General features: G+C 37.6%; 25 protein-coding genes, 3 pseudogenes and 1 other annotated feature. Of the genes and pseudogenes, 21 read left to right on the top strand and 7 right to left on the bottom strand.

From position 1 onward, the window contains the following. Positions 1 to 93: 93 nt before the first annotated feature. A complete protein-coding gene (locus RBQ61_RS00140; protein WP_308138529.1) occupies positions 94 to 648 on the top strand; it encodes a GNAT family N-acetyltransferase in 555 nt (184 codons plus the stop codon). Here the strand turns inward: RBQ61_RS00140 and RBQ61_RS00135 are convergent, their stop codons facing one another. Beyond that, positions 649 to 2,001, bottom strand: coding sequence for an MATE family efflux transporter (locus RBQ61_RS00135; RefSeq protein ID WP_308138528.1), 1,353 nt, complete (start codon positions 1,999 to 2,001; stop codon positions 649 to 651). Between the two features lie 121 nt (positions 2,002 to 2,122). On the opposite strand from RBQ61_RS00135, the gene RBQ61_RS00130 reads away from it, so the two are divergent. From RBQ61_RS00130 to RBQ61_RS00105, 6 genes are all read left to right on the top strand, one after another. Beyond that, entirely contained in the window at positions 2,123 to 2,752 is a 630-nt protein-coding gene (locus RBQ61_RS00130) for a cyclodeaminase/cyclohydrolase family protein (protein ID WP_308138527.1), read from the top strand. 12 nt (positions 2,753 to 2,764) lie between these two features. Next, the gene (locus tag RBQ61_RS00125; protein ID WP_308138526.1) at positions 2,765 to 3,625 is read left to right on the top strand and encodes a bifunctional 5,10-methylenetetrahydrofolate dehydrogenase/5,10-methenyltetrahydrofolate cyclohydrolase; all 861 of its coding nucleotides are present in this window, start codon (positions 2,765 to 2,767) and stop codon (positions 3,623 to 3,625) included. Then, complete coding sequence (ltaE, locus tag RBQ61_RS00120) at positions 3,622 to 4,653, top strand: low-specificity L-threonine aldolase (protein ID WP_308138525.1); 1,032 nt, start codon at positions 3,622 to 3,624, stop codon at positions 4,651 to 4,653. Before RBQ61_RS00125 ends, ltaE begins: the two co-directional genes overlap by 4 nt. A 140-nt stretch (positions 4,654 to 4,793) precedes the next feature. Then, positions 4,794 to 6,401: an FAD-binding oxidoreductase gene (locus RBQ61_RS00115; protein WP_308138524.1), complete on the top strand. Its 1,608-nt coding sequence runs from the start codon at positions 4,794 to 4,796 to the stop codon at positions 6,399 to 6,401. Next, entirely contained in the window at positions 6,398 to 7,180 is a 783-nt protein-coding gene (locus RBQ61_RS00110; protein ID WP_308138523.1) for an electron transfer flavoprotein subunit beta/FixA family protein, read from the top strand. Before RBQ61_RS00115 ends, RBQ61_RS00110 begins: the two co-directional genes overlap by 4 nt. 14 nt (positions 7,181 to 7,194) lie before the next feature. Beyond that, complete coding sequence (locus tag RBQ61_RS00105) at positions 7,195 to 8,379, top strand: electron transfer flavoprotein subunit alpha (protein WP_308138522.1); 1,185 nt, start codon at positions 7,195 to 7,197, stop codon at positions 8,377 to 8,379. A 92-nt stretch (positions 8,380 to 8,471) separates the two neighbouring features. Here RBQ61_RS00105 and RBQ61_RS00100 read toward each other — a convergent pair whose 3' ends face one another. From RBQ61_RS00100 to RBQ61_RS00090, 3 genes and pseudogenes are all read right to left on the bottom strand, one after another. Continuing rightward, complete coding sequence (locus RBQ61_RS00100; RefSeq protein WP_308138521.1) at positions 8,472 to 9,011, bottom strand: TlpA disulfide reductase family protein; 540 nt, start codon at positions 9,009 to 9,011, stop codon at positions 8,472 to 8,474. Positions 9,012 to 9,063: 52 nt separating this feature from the next. Continuing rightward, on the bottom strand, positions 9,064 to 9,930 hold the full coding sequence (ispE, locus tag RBQ61_RS00095; protein WP_308138520.1) for a 4-(cytidine 5'-diphospho)-2-C-methyl-D-erythritol kinase: 867 nt from the start codon (positions 9,928 to 9,930) through the stop codon (positions 9,064 to 9,066). Between the two features lie 482 nt (positions 9,931 to 10,412). Continuing rightward, positions 10,413 to 11,346, bottom strand: a pseudogene (locus tag RBQ61_RS00090) (magnesium transporter CorA family protein). A 302-nt stretch (positions 11,347 to 11,648) separates the two neighbouring features. On the opposite strand from RBQ61_RS00090, the gene RBQ61_RS00085 reads away from it, so the two are divergent. Further along, positions 11,649 to 11,906, top strand: a complete 258-nt coding sequence (locus RBQ61_RS00085) for a Veg family protein (RefSeq protein ID WP_308138495.1) — start codon at positions 11,649 to 11,651, stop codon at positions 11,904 to 11,906. A 140-nt stretch (positions 11,907 to 12,046) separates the two neighbouring features. Continuing rightward, the gene (locus tag RBQ61_RS00080) at positions 12,047 to 12,868 is read left to right on the top strand and encodes a metallophosphoesterase (RefSeq protein WP_308138519.1); all 822 of its coding nucleotides are present in this window, start codon (positions 12,047 to 12,049) and stop codon (positions 12,866 to 12,868) included. Positions 12,869 to 12,933: 65 nt separating this feature from the next. On the opposite strand, the gene RBQ61_RS00075 is transcribed toward RBQ61_RS00080, so the two are convergent. The 3 genes from RBQ61_RS00075 to RBQ61_RS00065 are packed head-to-tail and all read right to left on the bottom strand — an operon-like array spanning position 12,934 to position 14,708. Next, positions 12,934 to 13,440, bottom strand: a complete 507-nt coding sequence (locus tag RBQ61_RS00075) for a LysM peptidoglycan-binding domain-containing protein (protein ID WP_308138518.1) — start codon at positions 13,438 to 13,440, stop codon at positions 12,934 to 12,936. Next, on the bottom strand, positions 13,388 to 13,732 hold the full coding sequence (locus RBQ61_RS00070; RefSeq protein WP_308140071.1) for a 5'-nucleotidase C-terminal domain-containing protein: 345 nt from the start codon (positions 13,730 to 13,732) through the stop codon (positions 13,388 to 13,390). Before RBQ61_RS00070 ends, RBQ61_RS00075 begins: the two co-directional genes overlap by 53 nt. 49 nt (positions 13,733 to 13,781) lie before the next feature. Further along, the gene (locus tag RBQ61_RS00065) at positions 13,782 to 14,708 is read right to left on the bottom strand and encodes a bifunctional UDP-sugar hydrolase/5'-nucleotidase (RefSeq protein ID WP_308138517.1); all 927 of its coding nucleotides are present in this window, start codon (positions 14,706 to 14,708) and stop codon (positions 13,782 to 13,784) included. 165 nt (positions 14,709 to 14,873) lie between these two features. After that, positions 14,874 to 15,074, top strand: a binding site (T-box leader). Positions 15,075 to 15,213: 139 nt separating this feature from the next. On the opposite strand from RBQ61_RS00065, the pseudogene proS reads away from it, so the two are divergent. The 12 genes and pseudogenes from proS (at position 15,214) to RBQ61_RS17610 (ending at position 22,692) form a co-directional block, all read left to right on the top strand. Next, positions 15,214 to 16,660 (top strand): annotated as a pseudogene (gene proS, locus RBQ61_RS00060) (proline--tRNA ligase). 513 nt (positions 16,661 to 17,173) lie between these two features. Beyond that, complete coding sequence (locus RBQ61_RS00055; protein ID WP_308138516.1) at positions 17,174 to 17,518, top strand: hypothetical protein; 345 nt, start codon at positions 17,174 to 17,176, stop codon at positions 17,516 to 17,518. Between the two features lie 19 nt (positions 17,519 to 17,537). Continuing rightward, positions 17,538 to 17,819, top strand: a complete 282-nt coding sequence (locus RBQ61_RS00050) for a hypothetical protein (protein WP_308138515.1) — start codon at positions 17,538 to 17,540, stop codon at positions 17,817 to 17,819. A gap of 74 nt (positions 17,820 to 17,893) precedes the next feature. After that, positions 17,894 to 18,427, top strand: a complete 534-nt coding sequence (locus RBQ61_RS00045; RefSeq protein WP_308138514.1) for a hypothetical protein — start codon at positions 17,894 to 17,896, stop codon at positions 18,425 to 18,427. Between the two features lie 35 nt (positions 18,428 to 18,462). Then, complete coding sequence (locus RBQ61_RS00040) at positions 18,463 to 18,585, top strand: hypothetical protein (protein WP_308138513.1); 123 nt, start codon at positions 18,463 to 18,465, stop codon at positions 18,583 to 18,585. A gap of 222 nt (positions 18,586 to 18,807) precedes the next feature. Next, complete coding sequence (locus RBQ61_RS00035; RefSeq protein WP_308138512.1) at positions 18,808 to 19,674, top strand: efflux RND transporter periplasmic adaptor subunit; 867 nt, start codon at positions 18,808 to 18,810, stop codon at positions 19,672 to 19,674. Between the two features lie 70 nt (positions 19,675 to 19,744). Beyond that, positions 19,745 to 19,915 (top strand): hypothetical protein, encoded by a 171-nt coding sequence (locus RBQ61_RS00030; protein ID WP_308138511.1) that lies wholly within the window; start codon positions 19,745 to 19,747, stop codon positions 19,913 to 19,915. A 36-nt stretch (positions 19,916 to 19,951) separates the two neighbouring features. Continuing rightward, the gene (locus RBQ61_RS00025; RefSeq protein WP_308140153.1) at positions 19,952 to 20,221 is read left to right on the top strand and encodes an efflux RND transporter permease subunit; all 270 of its coding nucleotides are present in this window, start codon (positions 19,952 to 19,954) and stop codon (positions 20,219 to 20,221) included. Positions 20,222 to 21,046: 825 nt separating this feature from the next. Further along, positions 21,047 to 21,214 carry an efflux RND transporter permease subunit gene (locus RBQ61_RS00020; protein ID WP_374049892.1) on the top strand — a complete coding sequence of 56 codons (168 nt, stop codon included), beginning with the start codon at positions 21,047 to 21,049 and terminating at the stop codon, positions 21,212 to 21,214. Positions 21,215 to 21,651: 437 nt separating this feature from the next. After that, a complete protein-coding gene (locus RBQ61_RS00015; RefSeq protein ID WP_308138509.1) occupies positions 21,652 to 21,855 on the top strand; it encodes a hypothetical protein in 204 nt (67 codons plus the stop codon). Between the two features lie 135 nt (positions 21,856 to 21,990). Continuing rightward, entirely contained in the window at positions 21,991 to 22,158 is a 168-nt protein-coding gene (locus RBQ61_RS00010) for a hypothetical protein (RefSeq protein WP_308138508.1), read from the top strand. 205 nt (positions 22,159 to 22,363) lie between these two features. Next, positions 22,364 to 22,692 (top strand): annotated as a pseudogene (locus RBQ61_RS17610) (efflux RND transporter permease subunit). The last annotated feature ends 132 nt before the right edge of the window (positions 22,693 to 22,824 follow it).

Genomic DNA, 22,824 nt, shown 5'->3' with positions numbered 1-22,824 from the left:
TAACATAAAAAAAATATATAGTAAAGCAAAATAAGTTGACTATTTAAGTTGCAAATTATAAAATTAGAACTGAAATTTACAAGGGAGATAAAAATGTTCAAACAGACTAGATACGACTCAGAAAGATTATATTTAAGGATATTAAAGCCCAGGTACGCGCAGGAGGTTCTTGATTACTACAAAAGAAATCATAATTTTCTAAATGAGTGGGATCCTGCACATCCCAGAGATTTTTATACGCTTTCATATCATAAAAGAAAATTATACAACGAATACAACCTGTTTAAGAATGATTTGCAGGTGAGATTTTGGATAATTAAAAAGGAAGACAACAAATTAATAGGGAATGTTTGCTACTCCAATATAATTATGGGCAATTTCAAATCTTGCTTCTTGGGATACAAACTTGATAAAGATGAAATTAACAAGGGATATATGACGGAAGCCATTGAAAGAACAGTAGAAATTATGTTTGACAATTTCGGACTTCACAGGATAGAAGCAAATGTTGTGCCCAGAAATGGCAGGTCGCTCAGAGTGATGGAAAAGCTGGAGTTCGAGCAAGAGGGTTTCTCAAAACGATACTTGGAAATAAACGGAAAGTGGGAGGATCATATCCACTTTGCGTTTTACAACGATAGAATATAATCACTTCCAGGAACTAAATGTTTTTTTTAGATAGATGCTCATTGTTGGTACAGCTATTAGAACTGATAATATTTCCGAAAGGGTAAATGAATACCAGAATAAATCTAAACCGCTTATTTTTGAAAGCACATATGCAGCAGGCAACAGTATTAAAAGCTGTCTTGTAAATGATATGACAAGGCTGAGCATTCCCTTGCCAAAGGCCTGAAACGAAGTGCTTATTATAATCCCAACGGCAGCGACTGGGAAGGTCAAGCTTATTATTCTTAAAGCTTTGGTTCCTATGGACATCATTTCAGCATTGCTGTCAAACATCCCGAGAAGTTGCTCGGTAAATATTTGAAAAATAAATGTTCCTGCAAGCATGATGCACACAGAAAATAAAAGGGTGATTTTTAATGCATTTAAGACTCTGCCCTTATTTTTTGCACCAAAATTGTATCCGAGGATAGCTCTAAACGCCTGCATCATTCCGAAAATAGGCATGAATATAAATGATTGCAGCTTGAAGTATATGCCCAGCACAGAAACGGCGGCATCACTGAAAGCTATCAGGATCAGGTTTAATCCACTTACCATTACGGAAGCAAGGGACTGCATTATAATTGCAGGAAGTGCCACAATATACATATCCTTTAAAATTGCCTTTTCAAATTTAAAATTCTTAAGCTTAATCTCAAGAGACTTGTCCTTCTTAAACATTATAACGATCAAAATAAATGAAACAAGCTGACCAATAATAGTAGCTAAGGCCGCTCCCGATACGCCCAAGGCAGGCATGCCAAAGTAACCGAAAATCATTATGGGATCAAGAATAATGTTTGTTAAAGCTCCTGCAAGTTGTGAAACCATGGGCATCATTGTATTTCCCGTAGACTGCAGTATGGAAATTCCGGCATTGGAGATAAAATTAAAAAAGGAAAAAATTAATATAATTCTTAAATATTGAGCTGTTAACCCTTGAAGCAATGAATCGTCTGTAAACAATCGAATAAAGAAGTCTGTTAGAAAAATTCCTATTATAGCAATCAATACAGAGTATATAAGGCTTACCATAAAACCGTGGCTTGCAGCCTTACTTGCAGCATCGCGATTTCCTTCACCTAAACGTCTTGATATCAGGGATGAAACTCCAGCACCCGTTCCCACAAATAAGGCTACAAGAATAAGCTGCATTGGAAATGCAAGTGAAACAGCGGTTAATGCGTCCATCCCTATCTTTGAAACGAAGATGCTGTCAACTATGTTGTACATAGCTTGAATAAACATTGAAACGATAGGCGGAAGAGACATGGTAACAATTAGTTTTGTCATTGAGCCGGAGGCCATTTTGTTTTGTCCAGAGTTGTTCATATTATGCTCCCTTAATCTTATAGTTATTAATATGGTAAACAATGATAATAAAAATGTCAAATAATAATATTGTAATCGCTAGGCTACTTGATATATACTATTGTAAAGTGAGGGATAAATTATGAATTTAACAAAATTATCATGTGAGGAATTCGCAAGTGAACTTGCGTCAAAAAAACCCGTTCCGGGCGGAGGTGGAGCTGCTGCATTGGCAGGTGCACTAGGTGTGGCCTTAAATTCAATGGTGGCAAACTTCTCCAAAGGAAAGAAAAAATTTATTGGTTTTGAAAAGCAACACGAGGAAATATTGGAAAAGGGAGAAAAATTAGCTCAAAAGTTGTTGACTGCAATTGAAAAAGATGCAGAGAACTTCGAACCATTATCAAAGGCATACGTTATGCCGTCAGGTACCGAAGAGGAGAAAAGAATTAAAAATGAGGTTATGCAGAAATGTCTCAAGGATGCAAATGAAGCGCCGCTGGAAACACTCCGCCTTGTGTATGAGGGAATACTTCTTCATGACGAGCTTGTGGACATAAGCTCCAAAACTATAATAAGCGATATAGGAGTCGGTGTTCAGCTGCTTAAAGCTGCTTTGAACAGCGCTTATTTAAATGTTTTGATAAACATTAATTCTATATCGGATCAGGAATACGTTAATAAAAACAAAGAAATGGTCAAAGGACTGTTGAAAGACGGAAATGTAAAAGCTGACAAAATATATGAAAAGGTATTAAAAATATTAAGCTAACAGGAGAGAGAGATGGGTGACTTAATAAAGGGAAAGCCGGTTGCGGATGCAATAACAACTGAGGTTAAGAAAGAGGCCGAAGCTTTAAGAGAAAAAGGAATCATGCCAAAACTTAAAATTGTTAGAGTGGGAGAGCGCGAAGATGATCTTGCCTATGAGAGGGCTGCAGTAAAAAGAATGAATGCATGCAGTATAGAATGTGATGTTCTTAGCTTGCCTGCTGACATAAGTCAGGCGGATTTTTCAGAGGAGTTAGAAAAGGTAAATAACGATGAATCGGTACATGGCATACTGCTTTTTAGACCGCTTCCTAAGCAATTAAATGAAAATGAAATTAAATATATTATAAGTGCTGAAAAGGATATTGATTGTATGAATCCGATCAATGTTGCCAAGGTAACCGAAGGTGATGAATCAGGCTTTGCTCCTTGTACTCCTTCTGCGGCCATAGAAATTTTGAAATACTACAAAGTGGAATTAAAGGGAAAAGAAGCTGTGGTTTTGGGAAGGTCAATGGTTGTAGGTAAACCTTTGTCTATGCTTCTGTTAAAAGAAAATGCTACAGTTACCATATGCCATTCAAAAACTGCAAGTCTCAGTGAAATGTCATCAAGGGCAGATATACTTGTAGCTGCAATCGGAAAATCAAAAATGGTTACGCCGGATTATATTAAAGAAGGTGCAACTGTTATAGATGTGGGTATAAATGTAGATGGCGAAGGAAAAATTACAGGTGATGTAAATACATCCGACTGCATCGAAAAAGCCGGGCTCATTACTCCTGTACCTGCAGGAGTAGGTTCGGTAACAACAGCCGTGTTGGCAAAAAATGTTGTGAAAGCGTGCAAATTAAACATTGGGGGTAACATATGAAATACATTGATTTAAGAAGTGATACGGTTACTATGCCAACTGAGGAAATGAGAAAGGCAATGATGTCTGCTGAAGTTGGTGATGATGTTTACGGAGATGATCCAACTATAAACATGCTGGAAAAGATAGCTGCAGAAAAGGTAGGCAAGGAGGCAGCGTTATTTGTTCCCAGCGGTACGTTCGGAAACCAGCTGGCTTTGTTTACCCATGCAAGAAGAGGCCAGGAGGTTATTCTAGGAAAGAATAATCACATAGTGGTCCATGAAGTAGGCGCATCTGCAGTAATCGCCGGTGTACAGCTGAGAACGCTTGAGACATCCAATGGAGCAGTGAGCCCGAAGGACGTTGAAAAAGCAATTCGCCAAGATGATATTCACGAGCCTGAAACAGGGCTTATTTGTGTGGAGCAAGCTCATGGATGCGGTGCTGTTATTCCTATGGATACATTAAAAGAAATAAAGCAGATAGCAGAAAAAAATTCGATTCCTGTTCACATGGACGGAGCAAGAATTTTCAATGCAGCGGCTTCTCTGGGAGTAGATGCTAAGGAAATAGCATCATGTTGTGATTCTGTTATGTTCTGCCTTTCAAAGGGATTATCAGCTCCGGCAGGTTCCATGGTTGCCGGAAGCAGAGAATTTATTGACAGAGCCAGAAAAAAAAGAAAGCTCATGGGCGGCGGTATGAGACAGGTAGGAATACTGGCAGCAGCAGGTATAATAGCTCTCGAAAAAATGACCATGAGACTTCAGGAAGACCATGATAATGCAAAATACATGGCTGAGAGGCTTGAAGAAATACCAGGCGTAGAAGTAATAAAGAGCAGACTTGACATAAATATGGTGTTCTTTAAAATGGGAGAGGACATAATTCCGGAGAAAACTCTTGTGGAAAAACTTTATGAAAATAACATAAAAATTAATGGAATTGAGGACGGAGAATACCGGTTCGTAGCGCATATAGGCGTGACAAGAGAAGATATCGACTATGTAGTCGGTACTATGAAGGGTCTTGTGAAAGATAAATAATTTTTTAATTTAGAATAATGCGCAGGTGGATATAATTTCCTGATTAAAGGAATACTTGTATCCTCCTGTTTTTTGTGTTATTATTCCTATTATAATTATTACTTGTTGCTTATAACTATGATTTTTCATAGGAGGATAAAATGAATTGTGACTTTATAGAAACTTACGGAGAATATTTACGAGACGAATCCCGTCAGACAGGTGCTGCCGAAAGTATAATATTCCCAAAAACAGAAGAAGAAATTATGGCATCGGTTAAAGAATGTGCTTCTAAATGTGTGCCTATAACTATACAAGGAGCGCGCACCGGGCTTGCCGCTTCTGCGGTTCCCATGGGAGGACATGTTATAAATCTGAGCAGGATGAACAGTGTAATTGGAGCAAGGTACGATAAAAAGCAGGACAGGTTCTTTTTAAGTGTACAGCCAGGTGTTCTTCTTGCCGAAATCAGAAAATACCTGCTTAACAAGTCATTTATAACGACGGATTGGGGCAAGGAATCAAAAGATGCCTTGGAACATATGGCGAAAAATGAATGGTTTTATTCAACTGACCCTACCGAGGCGTCTGCATCCATAGGCGGTATGGTATCATGCAATGCTTCAGGTGCAAAAAGTTTCAGATACGGTTCCTCAAGAGATCATGTGACAGCCATAAGAGTGGTTCTTGCGAATGGAGATGTTTTAAGCATGGCAAGAGGGAGAAATATTGTCTCTGAAGGAGGGTTTACCCTTGTAACCGAGAGCGGAAGGAAAATTTCGGGTGAACTTCCGAAATATAAAATGCCTGATGTGAAGAAGAATACTTCAGGATACTACAACAAGCCTGCCATGGATATGATAGATTTATTTATAGGCTCTGACGGAACTCTGGGAGTAATAACGGAGATTGAAATTGAGCTAAACAGAACACATAAATCAAACTGGGGCGTTACTATTTTTATGCCGGATGAGGACAAGGCTTTGGATCTGGTGAGGGCATTGAGAGGGGAAAAACTGTTCGACAATATGGAGCCGCTTAACATCAAACCTTCGGCCATCGAATTTTTCAGCCATAAGGCATTGGAAATGCTTAAAGTGCAGCAGAAGACAAACCCGGCTTTTTCCTCTGTGCAAGAGATAAAGGAAGGCTACCATACGGCAGTGTACACAGAAATTGAAGGAGATTCAGACACAGAAATCTGGGCTGGAATTGAAAAGCTGGGAGATGTTATTGCAAAGCTGGGCGGCGATGAGGATGCAACGTGGGTTGCAAATAATCCTGTCAGTCTTGAGAAGCTGCACGCTTTCAGGCATGCATGTCCCGAGTGCGTAAATATGCAGATAGATGAAGTGAAAAAGATAGATCCAAATATAACAAAGCTGGGAACAGATATGTCGGTTCCGGATGATAAACTTAAGGAAGTTATGGAAATGTACAACGAAGATATAGAAAAGAATAAACTTCATGCTGTTATATTTGGTCATATAGGGAATAATCATCTTCATGTAAACTTAATTCCGAGAAATATGGACGAGTATAAAAAGGGAAAGGATCTATTCCTGTTGTGGGCTGAAAAAATTTCCGCAATGGGCGGCGCTGTGTCGGCCGAACATGGAGTCGGGAAGTTAAAGGTTCCTTTTCTTCAAAAAATGTACAGCCACAGTGAATTGAATGAAATGAGAAACATAAAGAAAATATTTGATCCGAAGCAGCTGTTTAATAGAGGAACAATATTTCCCTATGAGAAAGAGGAGGGAAACATATGAAAATTATCGTATGCATTAAACAGGTCCCCGGAACAAACGAAGTAAAAATGGACCCTGAAACAAATACAATCATAAGAGAGAACGTACCGGCAATAATTAATCCTTTTGACACATATGCCATAGAAGAAGCTGTGAGAATAAAAGAGAAATACGGAGCGGAAGTTTTCGGAATAAGCATGGGAATTCCCGCTGCGGCTGAAATGATGAGAGAAGCAGTATCATTAAAAATCGATAAGGCTATGCTTCTTACGGACAGAAAATTTGCAGGCTCTGATACTCTGGCAACGTCTTATGCTCTCAGCAAAGGTGTGGAAAAAATCGGTGACTATGATTTGATAATCTGCGGAAAGCAGGCAACAGACGGAGATACGGCGCAGGTAGGGCCAAGCCTTGCAAAAACTCTAGGAATCGCATATGCAACAAATATCAGCAAAATAATTGAAATAAAAAAAGATACCATGTGCTGCATGAAAATAACAGATGATGGATATGAAGAAATTGAAATTAAATTACCGGCGCTTATTACAGTTGTCAAAGAGATAAACATGCCGAGACTTCCTTCCATAAAAAGCATCAAGAAGTCTAAGAAGGCGGAGATAGAAATTGTTACTTTTGGCGACATCGACGCTGATGAAGAGAGAGCAGGATTGAAAGGCTCTCCGACACAGGTAAGAAAGACATTTGTGCCTGTTCATGAAGTGAACAGCGTCGAAATAAATGGCAGTCCCGGGGAGAAGGCAGAAAAACTGGCCGAGATACTGCTTTCCATAGAAGTTTAAGGACGGTGAAGATAATGGCAAGTATAAGCATCATAAAGGAAAAGTGTGTTGGCTGCAAAAGATGTATAGGAACATGTCCCTTCGGAGCTATAGAATTAAAGGATAAAAAAGCTGTTATAGGGTCTAAGTGCACCCTCTGTGGTTCCTGTGTGGAAAGCTGCAAATTTGGAGCAATTGAATTTATAAGAGATGAAAGTACAAAAAAGGATTTAAGTGCATACGAGGGTATATGGGTTTTTGCTGAGCAGAGATACGGCAAACTAAAACCAGTTGCACTGGAGCTTCTGGGAAAGGCCGAGGAATTGGCAGCGGAATTAAATACTCATGTTACAGCTGTAATACTGGGTTCAGACATAGGAAGCCTTCCGGGAGAGCTCATTGCATATGGAGCTGATGAAGTTATGATAATGGATGCTCCATGGCTTAAAGATTTCAATGACCACATTTACGGCGAGGTAATGCTTGATCTAGTAAAGAAATACAAGCCTGAAATAGTGCTCATAGGAGCGACATCAAACGGAAGGTCTCTTGCTCCTCATATTTCGTCGGCGCTTCGTACAGGACTTACTGCCGACTGTACATTATTAGAAATAGATAAAGAAGAAAGGCTGCTTCTCCAGACGAGACCGGCTTTTGGTGGAAATTTGATGGCGACTATAGTGTGCCCCAATAACCGACCTCAGATGGCCACCGTTCGCCCCAAGGTTTTTAAACAAAAGGAACCTGACTATGAAAGAAAAGGCAGAATAACATTTTTGGATGTCCCGTCTCCCGTAGAAAGTTTTGTTAAAAAAATAAGAGATATTGACAATGACGAGGGGTTAAATCTTTCAGATGCAGATATAATCGTAAGCGTAGGAAGAGGAATAGGAAGCCAGAAAAACATTCATATGGCTCAGGAACTGGCAGATGCTCTGGGAGGTGCGCTGGGATCTTCCAGACCGGTTGTTGATTCAGGGTGGATGCCTTACAGCCAGCAAGTAGGACAGACGGGCAAGACAGTTGCTCCCAAAATATATATAGCCTGCGGTATATCCGGTGCTATACAGCACCTTGCAGGTCTTGCAGATATAGAAACTATTGTGGCAATAAACAATGACCCTGATGCACCAATATTTAAAGTCGCAAATTACAAAATAGTAGGTGATATCAAAGAAATTCTTCCCATACTTACAGAAAAAATAAAGGAAACGAAATAAATTTTGCGAACAGGCAAAAATGCGGCTGCGATAAATTCGCAGCCGCATTTAAAAGTGTATTATGGATATTACATAATTTTGAATAATTTATATTATTCCTCAAAAAAGCCATAAAGCTGTTCCATTTGCTCGTATGAAAGCATTCCTACATATCCTTGTACGGCTTCGCCTTTTTTATTTATGGATATTGTTGTAGGGAAGGAGCGTACGCCGTATGTGCCTGCAACACTCATATCTTCATCCAGAACTACATTAATGTCAAGTCCATTTTCTTCAAGAAAGCCTTGCACAACCTCTTTTGATTCTCCAACGTTGACAGTCAGTACCAAAAGGTCGTCCTTATGTGCTTCCTGCAATTTTTGCAAATCTGGCATTTCAATAACGCAAAAATCGCACCATGTTGCCCAGAAGTTCAGTATTACATTTTTATCTCTCAATTCACTTAATTTAACGGTAGTGCCATCCAGCGATTTAAGTTCGAAATCAGGGGCGATTAGTGCAGCACTTTTTTCTTGTTCAGATTCGGTTTCTTGTCCGCCTATTTCTTCTTCATTGGGGATTTCTTCAATTTGTTTGGTGCAGCCCGTTGCCAGCAAAGCAATCAGTCCAATAATTAGCAGCAATTTTTTCATAATTTACCTCAGTCTTTTTATTTATTATGCTGATACCCTCATATAAATTGCTCTAAACAATTATTTGATAACCTTTATTAATTGTTTTAGTTATAAATGTTTGAGGATATATGCTTGAAATGTTTTTATATGCCTCTTCAAGGCTCAATTTGTCAGCAAACAACCCGTACACTGCTGATCCGCTTCCTGTCATAAGTGAATTTATTGCTCCTTTTTGTATCATCATTTTTTTTATTTTATTTATTTCAGGATGAAATATTTCAACAACCTTCTCAAGAGAATTGCATGCAGATTGGGCAGTGCTACAGAAGTTGTTTGAATTAATATAATCTAATATTTTACTGTTTTTATGCAAGTTGTAATGGCGTGGTTCAGTATTGCTGTATACAAACTTCGTCGACATTGAGAAATCCGGCTTTACTACTAAAATATTATCCCAAGTAAAATCATTTAACTTAGCAAGCTTTTCGCCTGTACCTTCAGCCTTATAAGTTCCTCCCGTTAGGCAGAATGGAACATCAGATCCTACTTTGAGAGCTACTGCCTGCATTTCAAGTTCAGACATATTCAGATTCCAATAAATATTCAATCCTCTTATGACAGCTGCTGAATTGCCGCTTCCGCCTGCCAGCCCGGCTTCGGAAGGTATTGTCTTATTAATTTGTATGACTATTCCTGAATTTATATGATATATTTCTTTTATAGCAGCTGCAGCTTTATAGCATGTATTCCTTTCATCAACCGGAATATTCGGAGTGCTGCATTGTATAATAATTTCATCTTTATCGTAATTACTTATTTGAATTTCATCATGCATGTCTATGGACTGCATGATTGTTTTTATAAGGTGATATCCGTTTTGTAGCTTTCCCTCTATATCTAAAAATAAATTTATTTTTCCATAAGAATAAATTTTCATCACTATAACCTCATCAGAATACAAAGTTAGTGTTTATTATATATTAACCAGCAAATTATAACAACTTAAAAATTTTTTTAATTATTTGAAAAACTGTGATTAATTAAAATTTAATTGGGTATATAATAAATACAGCAAATGTTTTATTTAAATTTATCGTTTAGATTATTTCAAATAAACTTTAAAAGACAGATTTTAGTTTATTGGTAAATGTATTGAGAAGTATGATAAAGATAATTATCTGATTTGTTTATGTAAGATTTAAAGTAAGAATGAGATGAGTTAATACTTTTAAACTAAATTTTGACTGAGTTTGAATTGAATGTATTCTCTACAGAATCTAAACGGTAGTAAATAAAACAGGCGTTAATGTATAGATTAACAGAAGAGGTGATTCCCCCAAAAACAGAAATAGATAATCAGAATGAATAGCACCCGATTTTCCAGTGTGTAATTGAAGAAAATCGGGTGCTATTCATTTGTTAAAATAAATTCTTTTTCAGCAGAACAACCCCAACGATTGCGGCTGTAACTACTGATACTCCTAATACGATCCAAAAGCCGAAAGGAGATGTAGCAAATGGTATGTTTGCAACGTTCATTCCAAAAACTTGAGAACATTGTTGGAATAGCCATCAATATTGTTATTGATGTTAACAGCTTCATTACAATGTTAAGATTGTTTGAAATAATTGATGCAAATGCATCCATTGTTCCGCTAAGTATTCCACTATATATGTTAGCCATTTCGATGGCCTGCTTGTTCTCGATTATTACATCTTCAAGAAGATCTTCATCCTCAGAGTACTTTTTAATTATGTTGATTCTAAGAATTTTTTCAAGCACCACTTGATTTGCCTTTAGCGCTGTGGTTATATAAACAAGTGATTTCTCAAGATCTAAAAGCTGAATAAGTTCTTTATTTTTCATCGACTGATGCAGCTGTTTTTCAACGTAATTGCTCATTCTGTCGATTTGTCTCAGATAGAGAAGATATCTCTGTGCATTTTTGTAAAGTATTTGATACAAGAATCGATACTTTTTATAAGTGTAAAATGTTCGTATGCTGTTCTTTTCAAATTGGTCAAGGACAATAGAATTTTTCAGGCATACGGTAATAATGTTTTTTCCAGTTATAATAATTCCAAGAGGCAGCGTTTCATATATTATGTGATCATCAGTTTTTTCCACATAAGGTGTATCCACAAGTATTAAAACCTGATCATTTTCTGTTTCTAAACGTGCAGATTCTTCCTCATCAAGTGCTGCTCTTAAAAAATCTCTGTCTACTGAAAGTTCGTCTTCAATAAAATCCAGTTCTTCGGGTGTCGGATCAACCAGATTGATCCATGCTCCGTCTTCTATTTCTTCCAGTGTGAAAAGAGTGTCGTTAATAGATTTGAATATATCAAGCATTGTTCACCTCAATTTAATAATAGATTTCCTCTATTACCAAATTGATGATAAGTTCAGTAATAGAGAAGTATTAAGTTTATTTTGTGCAATCTGTTTGACCGTAGGGACCTCGTCCATTACATTCACTTCCTTTTTTATATGTTTAATTGCCTTAATTATAATAGTCTATTTTCTTATTATTTGCAAGTTAAAAATAAGTAAATTAAAGAAAAAGCACATATTTTTCATTGTTATGGTAAAGATATTAATAAATGAATAAATTTTACCTGATTTTCATTTAATATAGTGTAGAAGGTGATTTTTTGACGGCAAATTCTGTAGCTAGGGTAAAAGGATTGGTAGAAGGATGTGTAGGCCAAAAAGTTAAATTTAAAGTAAGAAAAGGGAAAGCCAGGTCGCATATTAGTGAAGGGGTAATCGCTGACACGTATCCTTCAGTATTTACGGTTCACGTTGATAACAAAGGATTAAGAAGAGTGGTGTCATTTAATTATATTGATATTTTAACTAATTACGTTGAATTTTTCATATGTGATGAAGAGGAAACAAAAATCGTATAATAGTGTAAAAGATGAAACTCGAAAAATAAAGTAAACTTATATTCAATACATAAATTACTTTTTGTATGAATTAAGTTTCGCTTTATTTTTTTTGCCGAATTTGATATACTTCAACTTGAAATCTCTTATGGAGTGTTACAGTGAAAAAATTTTTAAGATTTATAAGTACTCTTTTGTTGATTGCTTTTGTTGTGTATATATACGCCCGATATGTTGAGACTAACCTATTAATGGTCCACTATATAAATGTAAAGGACAGTCGTATCAGTTCAAGCGATAAAGATTTAAAAATACTTCAGTTCTCCGATATGCATATATCGGAATATTTTGATGAAAAAGACATTAAGAAGGTCGCAGAAAAAATAAATGGCGAAAATCCTGACATAGTAGTTTTTACCGGAGATTTATTAGATGAGTACAGCAGCTACGAAGGTAAGGACAATATTGATGGAATAAGCAAAATACTTGGGTCGATCAAGGCTCCTATGGGTAAGTATGCTATTTACGGCAATCACGATTATGGAGGAGGAGCAGAATACGCATATAAAAAAATAATGGAGAACAGCGGATTTGTTATATTGAAAAATGAGAAAATTGTTTTGGATGAGTATAATGTTAATATTATAGGAATGGACGACTCAATATTCGGAAAATTTGACAAAGAAATGCTCATAAGCCTGCTGGATGAGGAATGCTATAATGTGGTGCTGAGCCACGAGCCGGATGTGATTGATTATTTGCTGGAATATGAAATAGATTTGTATTTAGCAGGGCACAGCCACGGGTGTCAGGTTAATCTTCCCTTTATCAAATGGCTTCCGCTTCTGGCGAAAAAATACACGGGCGGAATATATACTTTTAATAATTTCAGACAGACCATGGTATATGTGAACACAGGGCTTGGGACATCACAATTACCTCTCAGGCTGATGGCTCCTCCGGAGCTGTCTGTATTTTGCTGAATAATCAATAAACAAAAGGATTTGTGCACACTTGCACAAATCCTTTATTACATTTAGTCAGGTAATTATTTTACGGGAATCTTAATTGCCTGGTCAGGGAAAATCAGGTGAGGATTAGCTAAGTTGTTGTATTCAGTCAATATTTCCCATGTAGTGTCGTATTTTTCGGCTATTTTCCATAAAACGTCTCCTGAAACAACTATGTATGTTACTTCAGCTGCAGGTTCCGGAACTGTTTCAACGGGAGCAGGCTCCGGTTCGGGAACGGACTCCGGTTCTTCGGGCTCAACGGGTTCAACAGGAGCAGGTTCTTCAGCAACAGTTTCTTTAACAGTTATTCTTCCTGAAACTTCGCTTCCGGCAGTTCCGTTAGTGTTCAGATAATTTGCAAAAATTTCTTCATATGTACCAAATTCAGCTTCCACGTCATATTTTGACAGCATTTCATAACCGTCTCCACCCACTGATATAAAATCATTTATAGCAACAGTATATTCTGCTGTTAAATCAAGAGGGCTGTCACCGATTTTTACATCTATAACTCTCAGACCTTGCAGGCTGTTCGGGATCAAACTCAAACGTCAATCCGCTGACATGAAGGAATGCTCCCTGCGGAGACGGATAACCACTTACTGAATGTTCCAGCATTGCCAATAAATCTTCACCGGTTATTTTCTTAATTTGTACTATATTTCCAAACGGGAATAGTTCTGCTATTCTTCCCAGGGTAATGTCGCCTGGTTGAATGTCTACTCTTATTCCTCCGCCGTTAACGAATGCCACATCTGCACCGGACTCTGCTCTTACGGCATCAGCGGATAAATTACCAAGGTTTGTCTCTTGAGCTCTTACATGCTCTCTTATACCGTCAAGATATACATCTGTTTTTGCAACAACCTGATCAAATGTTTCCTTATTTTTTGGAATTTATTTCTTCAATAATAGCTGCTAACTCAGGATCAGCTTCAGTGTTTGCAGCAGCTTCAGCCGAAACAAGGCGAGCTGTTTTTTCTATAACTTCGCCGTCCTGAACACTTATATCAACATAGCCAAGATTCTTATCATAATTTCCGGACTGTGCAATCAGTGTATTGTTTACAATCATGCCTTCCTCTAAAAGAGTGTGGCTGTGTCCGTCTATTATTACATCAATTCCATCTACTTCTTGGGCTATTGCCTTGGAAGTAATAACAGAACTTTCATCAAGACCTATGTGTGCAAGAGCTATTATTACATCAGTCTGATCCTTTAATTCTTCAACCATTTCTTTTGAAATTTCAACTGGATCAGCAAATGTCAAACCCTCAACGTTTAACGGGCTGGTTTTATACATGGTTTCCGGAGTGGCTAATCCAAATATTCCTATTTTTACTCCGTCCATTTCTTCAATGGTGTATGGAGTGAAAACTGGTTTTCCTTCTTCATCTAAAACATTGGCACACAGCATGCCGATTCCGGACATATCTCTAAGTTCAAACAATCTTTCTTTTCCATAGTTAAAATCGTGATTGCCGATAGTCATATAATCATACCCTGCGGCTTCTAAAACATTTAAGGCATTTTCACCCTTGCTTATATTAACTATGGGCATTCCGTGGAGAACATCACCGGCATCTAGCACAAGAGTGTTAGGATTTGCTTCTTTGGCCTCTTTAATCAATGCAGCTATTTTAGCAAGGCCCATTACATTATTATAACTGTCTTCTTCAATCCTTCCGTGAATGTCATTAGTGTGGATAATAGTAATAGCAGTAATTCCTGTTTCGTCTGCAAATGCAAAGCTGAAGCTGCTTAGTATTAATAATGCTACTAAGACTAAACTTGTTACTCTTTTTTTCATACTTACTTTCCTCCTAATTATATTATTGTTATGCTTTTACTTATTATAATAATAGTTGGAAACATTTTCAAGCACCTAAAAAATATTATACCCATATAAATATAAGAAAAATATCAAAAATGATTGACAAAACTAAACTTTTTCTATAATATGAGTTATAAATAAATATTTACGATGAAGAGAAGCAGTAGAACTTACATGGCAATAGAGAGAAAACTGATTGGTGAAAGGTTTTTGGCCCTCTGTATATCGAACCCGTCTCGGAGTATTTGGGAGTAACAACCCAAAGGGAAATCCCCTTATTTGAATGAGATGCTGCAAATAATTGCAGCAATTAGAGTGGTACCGCGGAAATCCGCCTCTTGATTTAGAGGCGGTTAATTTTTATACCCTAAATCCATTTTTATTATGGATAACTGAGTAGGGTTACTTCAATAAGTTTCTGATTTACGGGAACTATAGTAATTATATTTTAATGCGAGACTGCAATGTGAAAGGAGAAATTATGGCTAAAAAAGAAAAAGATTTTGTAAAAGAAATAACACCAATGGAAGAAGACTTCAGCAGATGGTACACAGATGTTATACTAAAAAATGAATTAGTGGATTATTCACCAGTTAAAGGGTTCATGGTAATAAGGCCTTACGGATATGCTTTGTGGGAAAGAATACAGGAATTTGCCGACGAAAAATTTAAGGCAACAGGTCATAAAAATATGTATTTTCCTCTGTTGATTCCTGAAAGCTTATTGACAAAGGAAAAAGAGCATGTTGAGGGCTTTGCTCCTGAGGTGGCATGGGTTACTCACGGAGGAAGCCAGAAGCTGGGAGAGAGATTGGTTATCAGACCAACATCAGAGACAATCATATGTCATATGTACGCAAAATGGTTGAATTCATACAGGGATTTACCTTACCTTTATAATCAGTGGTGCAGTGTTGTAAGATGGGAAAAAGCCACAAGACCATTCTTAAGAACTTCGGAATTTTTATGGCAGGAAGGACATACACTTCATGAGACAAATGAAGAGGCTCAGGCTGAAACTCTTCAGATGCTTGATATTTACAGACAGGTGGCGGAAGATCTAATGGCTATACCTGTAATTACAGGACAAAAAAAGCGAGAAAGAAAAATTTGCAGGTGCACATGCTACCTATACCATGGAAGCATTGATGCATGACGGTCAGGCTCTGCAGGCAGGAACTTCTCACAACCTGGGGCAGCATTTTACAAAAGCATTTGATATTAAATTCCAGGGAAGAAACGGACAGGAAGAGCATCCGTATCATACATCATGGGGAATATCAACAAGGCTTATAGGAGGACTTATAATGGTTCACTCTGACAACAGAGGGCTTGTGCTTCCTCCGAAGATGGCTCCGACTCAAGTTGTAATCATTCCTATTGCAATGAACAAAGAAGGAGTTATGGAAAAAGCAAACAATCTGTATGATTCTTTAAAGGCTGCCGGAATAAGAGTCGAGCTTGATGACAACAAGGAAAACTCAACAGGATGGAAATTTAATCAGTATGAAATGAAGGGATATCCAATTCGTATAGAAATAGGTCCGAGAGATATAGAAAACAATCAGGCAGTTGCTGTGAGAAGAGATAAGCTTGAAAAAGAAACATTGTCGCTTGACAATATTGAGGAAACTATTTCATCAATGCTTGATTCAATGCAGGTAGATATGTTTGAAAAAGCTAAGACTCACAGAGAGACACATACTTATGTAGTTGATGACTACGAACAGTATAAAAAAGATCTTCCAAACCGCCCGGGATTTGCAAAAATGATGTGGTGCGGAGACAGAGAGTGCGAAGACAAATTAAAAGATGAAACAGGCGCTTCGATCAGATGCATCCCGTTTGAGCAGGAGAATTTAGGGTGCAAATGCCACATTTGCGGCAAAGAGGCAAAGCATATGATTTACGTTGCCAGAGCATATTAAAATAGAAATCCGGCAATACAGGCCAACTAGCCACTAATAGGGATGTAGCAAAAGAACATATAAAAACAGATCATAACGACTTAAAGAACGGTCGCAAAGATCTGTTTTTTTATTTGATTTTAATATTTAAAAAGTAAATATTATGATATAATGAAAAAAATGTGATTTAACTAATACTGAGACAAAGTTATATTTTTCTGTATTTTAACTTGGGAGGTAGATAACTATAATGAAAAGCTTAAAGGATATATACAGAGAATTTCTATCACTGTTTAATTTTCCTTATATATCCGAGGAGATTTTAAAAAGAATTAAAAGGGCCTATACTGCTTCATATAAGTGATACTCCTGTAGATATCTACGATTATATTTTTAGAATAATTAATATCATAAAGCCTCAATACGTTATACATACAGGAGATATGGCGGATAATATTAAGTTGGGAATTTATAAAAATAAAATTGATTGCTACTCTAGAGGTGTTACAAAGCTCATAGAAGGTTTAGAGAAGAATGAATTTTCAAAAAATCTACTATGTGTTGGGTAACCACGATGATTATGAAACTGTAAGCCAACTGACTAAGAGAGGAACAATTCTTGAGGATGGTTTGCTGACAATAGAGGATTGTAAAATTACAGTGGGACACTACTACAAGGAATATTTTTATGAGGCAGATTTTAATCTTTATGGACATACTATTGAACCCGGACATTACAAGAAAAATAAAACGGTCTGTTTAAATGGGGTGTTGAATATAAATATAATTGATTTATCAAATAAAAATGTATTCCATTTAGAGTATCCTGTGGGGACAAATGAGTCAAGAGGCGTTGTATTAAAAAGAATCGGCTTATAAGTGAAAGGGGGCATGTACTATGCTGTTATTTAGGATGGGACCACGATATTTATTTATTAGAACTGAAGATATTGAAGGAACCACAAAGTTTTTAGAGAAAAGCCTTAATGGAGAAGTTATAGGCTTCCAGCAGGGCATGGGCAGGGCATCAGAGAATAGCACTCTTTGTTTTATAACAGGCATTAATTATGAAAAGACCTACATAGAGGATGCAAGAAAAATTGTGCTCATTAATGATGTTGCTTCAGTGATACTATCTACAATTATTAATAGTCGCGGATATAATCTTTTGCAAAATTGACATGGGTCCAACATCAATGATTATGCGTATAGCAGGTGATGAAAGCAAGCTAATAGATAGGGTTAAGGATCTATTTGACGGCAAAAGAAGTTGATTGGATAGAGGGCATTGGAATGGGAGAAAAGGATGATACTATTCTGGCCTTTACCAAAAAGTCAATTAACGGTCCATTGGTTTCATCAGATATTTTGGATACAAAGATATTAGTCCCACGCCCATCCATAGAGGTTCGTGGAAAATTGCGATTAGAGGGATTGAGACTTATGACCCAAAGCTTAAAAGACAGCCAGTGGTATGAGCTTAGAATTAACATATATGATTCTATGGGCGAGTATCAGAAGCACTATGACAGGCTTATGTTCATACTGTCAAAGCTGGAAATGGGAATGGTTTTAGGAGAAAGCTGGACTAAGGATTATGCAGTGCTTCTATATTCAGTGATGACCTACCAGGTTAGATTATTTACATTTTTTACGCCCCAGGAGGTTAAACGAATTTTGGCGGCATTGGAATATACAATTGATGGCAAAAGGCTGGTAGATTTTGACTTATATCACAAAAATAAAAAATTTCTTGGCTTGATGTTAGTCCGGCTAATAGAAAAGTAAAAAAAGCTGATGAAGTTAAAGCCTACAGACAAAGCATGTACGAAAAACTTACACCGGAAGATATTAACACTTTAGAGTCAATGGAAGAAGCAATTGTTTCAAGCCATACAAAGGCACCAACACATTCCGGCAGCAGAAGAAGAAAAGTTACCGATTAACGCTAAAGATACATTGTTCAATGCAATAAATAAATTAAGAGATTGTGGGTTAGTCAATTTAATGGCTTAGTCTAAAATCTCTTATTTTTTACATGATTATGACCTTATTTAATCAAAACATAATTATAATTTAAGAGAAATATAATTAATTGACTTTATAATAAAGCAGTGCTATAATTTTTATAGAACTGACCGGTCGGTCGGAAATTGAGGGAGGAAAACTTGAAGAAATTATTGACATTATTATTAATTACTGCATTCGTTTTAGCAGGATGCAGCGGCACAGGCAGCGAGTCTGCAACGGAAGAAGTATCTTATACGGCAGTAGAAGTTGAAACATTAAAGCCGATGGAACTATACATAGAAAATATCATGACAGCTAAAGCATATGCGGACAAAGATGTCTACGTAGTTCCTCTTACAGCGGGAAAAGTTGAAAAAATAAATGTCAGCGTAGGAGACAAAGTTCAAAAGAATCAGGTTCTATTCGTTATGGATAAAGATGATATTAACAAGCAGGTAAATCAGGCATATACCGCATATGAAGCCGCAAAGGCGGGGTATGATGTAAGCGCCGCTCAAATTCAGACGGCAAAGGATTCCTTTGAGAAGATGAAGAAGCTGTACGAAGAAGGCGCAGTAACCGAGACACAGTATGAACAGGCAAAGCTGGCGGCATCGGACGAATCGCTGGAAGCGGCGAGGATGGGAGCGGAGCAGGCAAGAGTAGCATATGAAAATGCAGCATCCATGCTTGAAAATGCGGAAGTAAAAGCTCCGATTTCAGGAGTTATTTCTAATATTAGCATTGTAGAAGGCGAATATGTAACATCAGCCAATCCACCTATAACAATTGTTGATTCCGACAGCATAACAATTGAGTTTGGTGTTCCGGGCAATATGATAAACAAGATAAAAAAAGGTGATGCAGCAACTGTGGAAATAAAAGCTGCCGAGTTTAAACAGGAATCCGTCATAAACAGTGTAAGTTCATCTGCTGATTTAATGACAAACTTGTATAATGTTGATATAATTCTTGACAATAACGGTATGATTAAGCCAGGGATGTTTGCCAAAGCGTCTACTTAGACACAGACAGAATAGAAAACGCACTTGCAGTTAAGACGGAAGCTGTAAAGGAAAATGGAGACAAAAATACGTGTTTGTAGCTGAAGATGAAGCTGCGGTTGAGAGAGAAGTTACAACCGGACTTGACACTGGAGTTTATACAGAGATTATATCCGGTTTAAATGAAGGAGATCAAGTAATCGTAAAGGGCCAGGATTATGTAAGCGACGGCAGCAATATAAAGGTTGTAAGGGGTGAATAGTAATGCTTTCAAGATTTTCGGTTAAAACCCGTTACAATTACAATGATGATATTAATTGTCATTGTTTTGGGAGTGGTGTCATTAAGTAAATTGCAGATAGATTTGCTTCCGCAGATGGAACTGCCGTATGTTATGGTTCAAACAGGATATTCCGGCGCAGGACCGGAGGAAATTGAGAATTTAATTACGAAGCCGGTGGAACAGAGTGTGGCTACTGTTGAAAATATTGAAGGTATGATATCATATTCAAATGAAGGAAGCTCGTTGGTATTGATCCAATTTTGCATTTGGAACGGATATGGATAATGCAATGCTTCAGCTTAGAGAAAAACATTGGATTTGATTGAAGCCGATTCCTGCCGTGGACGGTATAACATCACCCATAGTAGCGAAACTTCGGACCCAAGTGCAATGCCAATTATTCAGATGGCTGTTTCAAGCGGCGGAGATCTGTATAATGCCTCAAAAAATGGCTGAGACACATATTATAGCTCCGCGCCTTTGAAAGAATTGAAGGAACGGCTTCAGCTTCTGTTTCCGGCGGTCTTGAAAAAGCAGGATTGAGGTAATGCTTAAAGAAGAGGCGCTAAAGGGCTTCAATCTTAGTCAGGCCTACGTGACACAAGTGATTCAGGCAGGCAAATATCAATTCTGCCGGGAGGCAGTGTCAAAAAAGGAAGTAATGAACTTACAGTCAGAACAATAGGGGAGTTTAAATCAATAGAAGACATAAAGAAATCTGACAATTCCTCTTACTACAGGGGGAACAGTAAGGCTTCAGGATATTGCCGATGTTAAAATGGCTGATAAGGATCAATCTACTATAAATTCGAAGATGGACGGCAAAGAAGTAGTTCAGATTTCCAATATGAAGCAGTCAGATTGAAATACAGTTAATGTTTCAAAAAAGTAAACAAAGAATTGGAAAAAATAAAAAAAAGAATATCCGGATTTTAAATATGATATCTCTTTTTTATCAGGCAGATTATATAAATTTTGCAATTAAAAATATGATAAGAACAGCGATTTTAGGTGGAGTTTTATAAAATCGTACTTATGATATTTTTAAGAAGCTTTAAAACCGACACTTGTAATTGCGCTTTCTTATACCTATTTCCGTAATCATTACATTTGTTATTTTATTCTTTACATAAAAAGATAACACTCAATATGATGACCATAGGTGGGATTGCTCTCGGAATAGGTATGCTTTCGGTAGATAACTCTATTGTTGTTCTTGAGAATATATATAGAAACAGAAGCCTGGGTGGCGATGGGACAGAACAACGGCGTCTATAAACGGTGCAAATGAGGTTTCAATGGCAGTAACAGCTTCTTCACTCACCACTGTAGCAGTTTTCCTGCCGATTGTATTTACGGGAGGGTTGGCTGCAACCATATTCAAGTGACTTTGCTCTTGCCATAGTAATAGCTCTTTATGAGTTCATTGGTCATTGCACTTTACACTGGTTCCTATGTTGTCATCCAAACTCGTTACAGCTAGAAACCTTTGAATCTGAAGAAACTCCAGGAAAAAAGCATGGACCGCTGGTTGTGCTGTACAAAAACTGTTTTAAGCTGGAGTTGGCGCATCGCTTTAGTTACAATAGCGGCGAGTATAGGGTTGTTTGTTGCCAGCATTACATAAGCTTTCATCGGTGGGAGCGGAATTTTTTCCTGCCACAGACGAGGGGATAATAAATGTTAGGTGTTAGCTCTTCCAGCAGGATCTGGAGATGAACAGATTGATGAGGATTCTAAAGGAAATCCAGTCATCAATACAGGAAATACCGGAAGTTGTTTCGATATTTACTCAGGCGGGCAGCTCCGGCATAATGCGAGTATGGGAGGTAAGTTCAGGTACCGGTTCTATGACTGTTATTCTGAGCGAGCTGGAATGGGAGAGAGACAGAAAGTGCAAAAGAGATATAAGCGAGTGAGATTCGAAAATGGTTGGGCATGTCCCCGGAGCCGAGATAAGTGCGTTTCTGGAAGCATCAATGATGATGATGGGGATGAGTGCTGGTTCCATAAGTATCAGCATCAAGGGAGACGGCGAACAGATGTAGCCTCTTATGGATATTATTGGAGATGATTTCAAGGAAATAATCGAAAGTGCTGAAGGAACAAGAGAAGTAACTACAAGTTATGATGATGGAATACTGCAGGGTTCAGATAAAAGCCGACAGGGGCATAGCTTCTCAGTATGGACTGACTACAGCACAGATAGGTTCTGGAAGTAAATAATGTTTTATCAGGGTCAACCGTTACGAAGTTTAAAGTTGACGGTGACGAGCTGACGTTATATTAAAGGGAGATAATATATACGGACAAAAGCATTTCTTTGCTTGAGATGCTTCCAATACAAACACCGCAGGGAGGAAGTGTGTCACCAAGCTTTCGGAAATAGCAGCAGAAATCAGCATTGAAAAAGGTCCTATCAGCATTATGAGAGAAAATCAGACAAGAGTTCTGACAGTAAGCGGAAGTGTTTTGGGAAGAGATACTCAGTCTGTTTCAACAGAAATAGAAAGCTTGCTCAGCAAGTATGAAATGCCAAACGGATACAGCTATACTTTCGGAGGAGAGACGGAGCAGATGGAAGAGACATTTACAGATTTACAATGGTTATGCTTGTTGCAATCATTCTTGTGTACATGATTATCGCAGCGCAGTTTGAATCGCTCCTTCAGCCATTGTCCATAATGTTTTCGGTTCCACTTGCATTGTCTGGAGGATTTAGAGTAGGGCTGTTTTTAGCAAGTGTCTTCCTCTGAATGTAATAGGAATAATCGGGTTGATTATTCTTGTAGGTATAGTAGTTAACAATGCCATAGTTCTTGTAGACTATATAAATAACCGAAGAAACAGGGGTGAAGACAGAACAACCGCTATAATGAAAGCAGGAC

Source organism: Sedimentibacter sp. MB35-C1, from assembly GCF_030913635.1.
GTDB lineage: Bacteria > Bacillota > Clostridia > Tissierellales > Sedimentibacteraceae > Sedimentibacter.
This window is presented reverse-complemented; position numbering and strand designations above follow the sequence as displayed.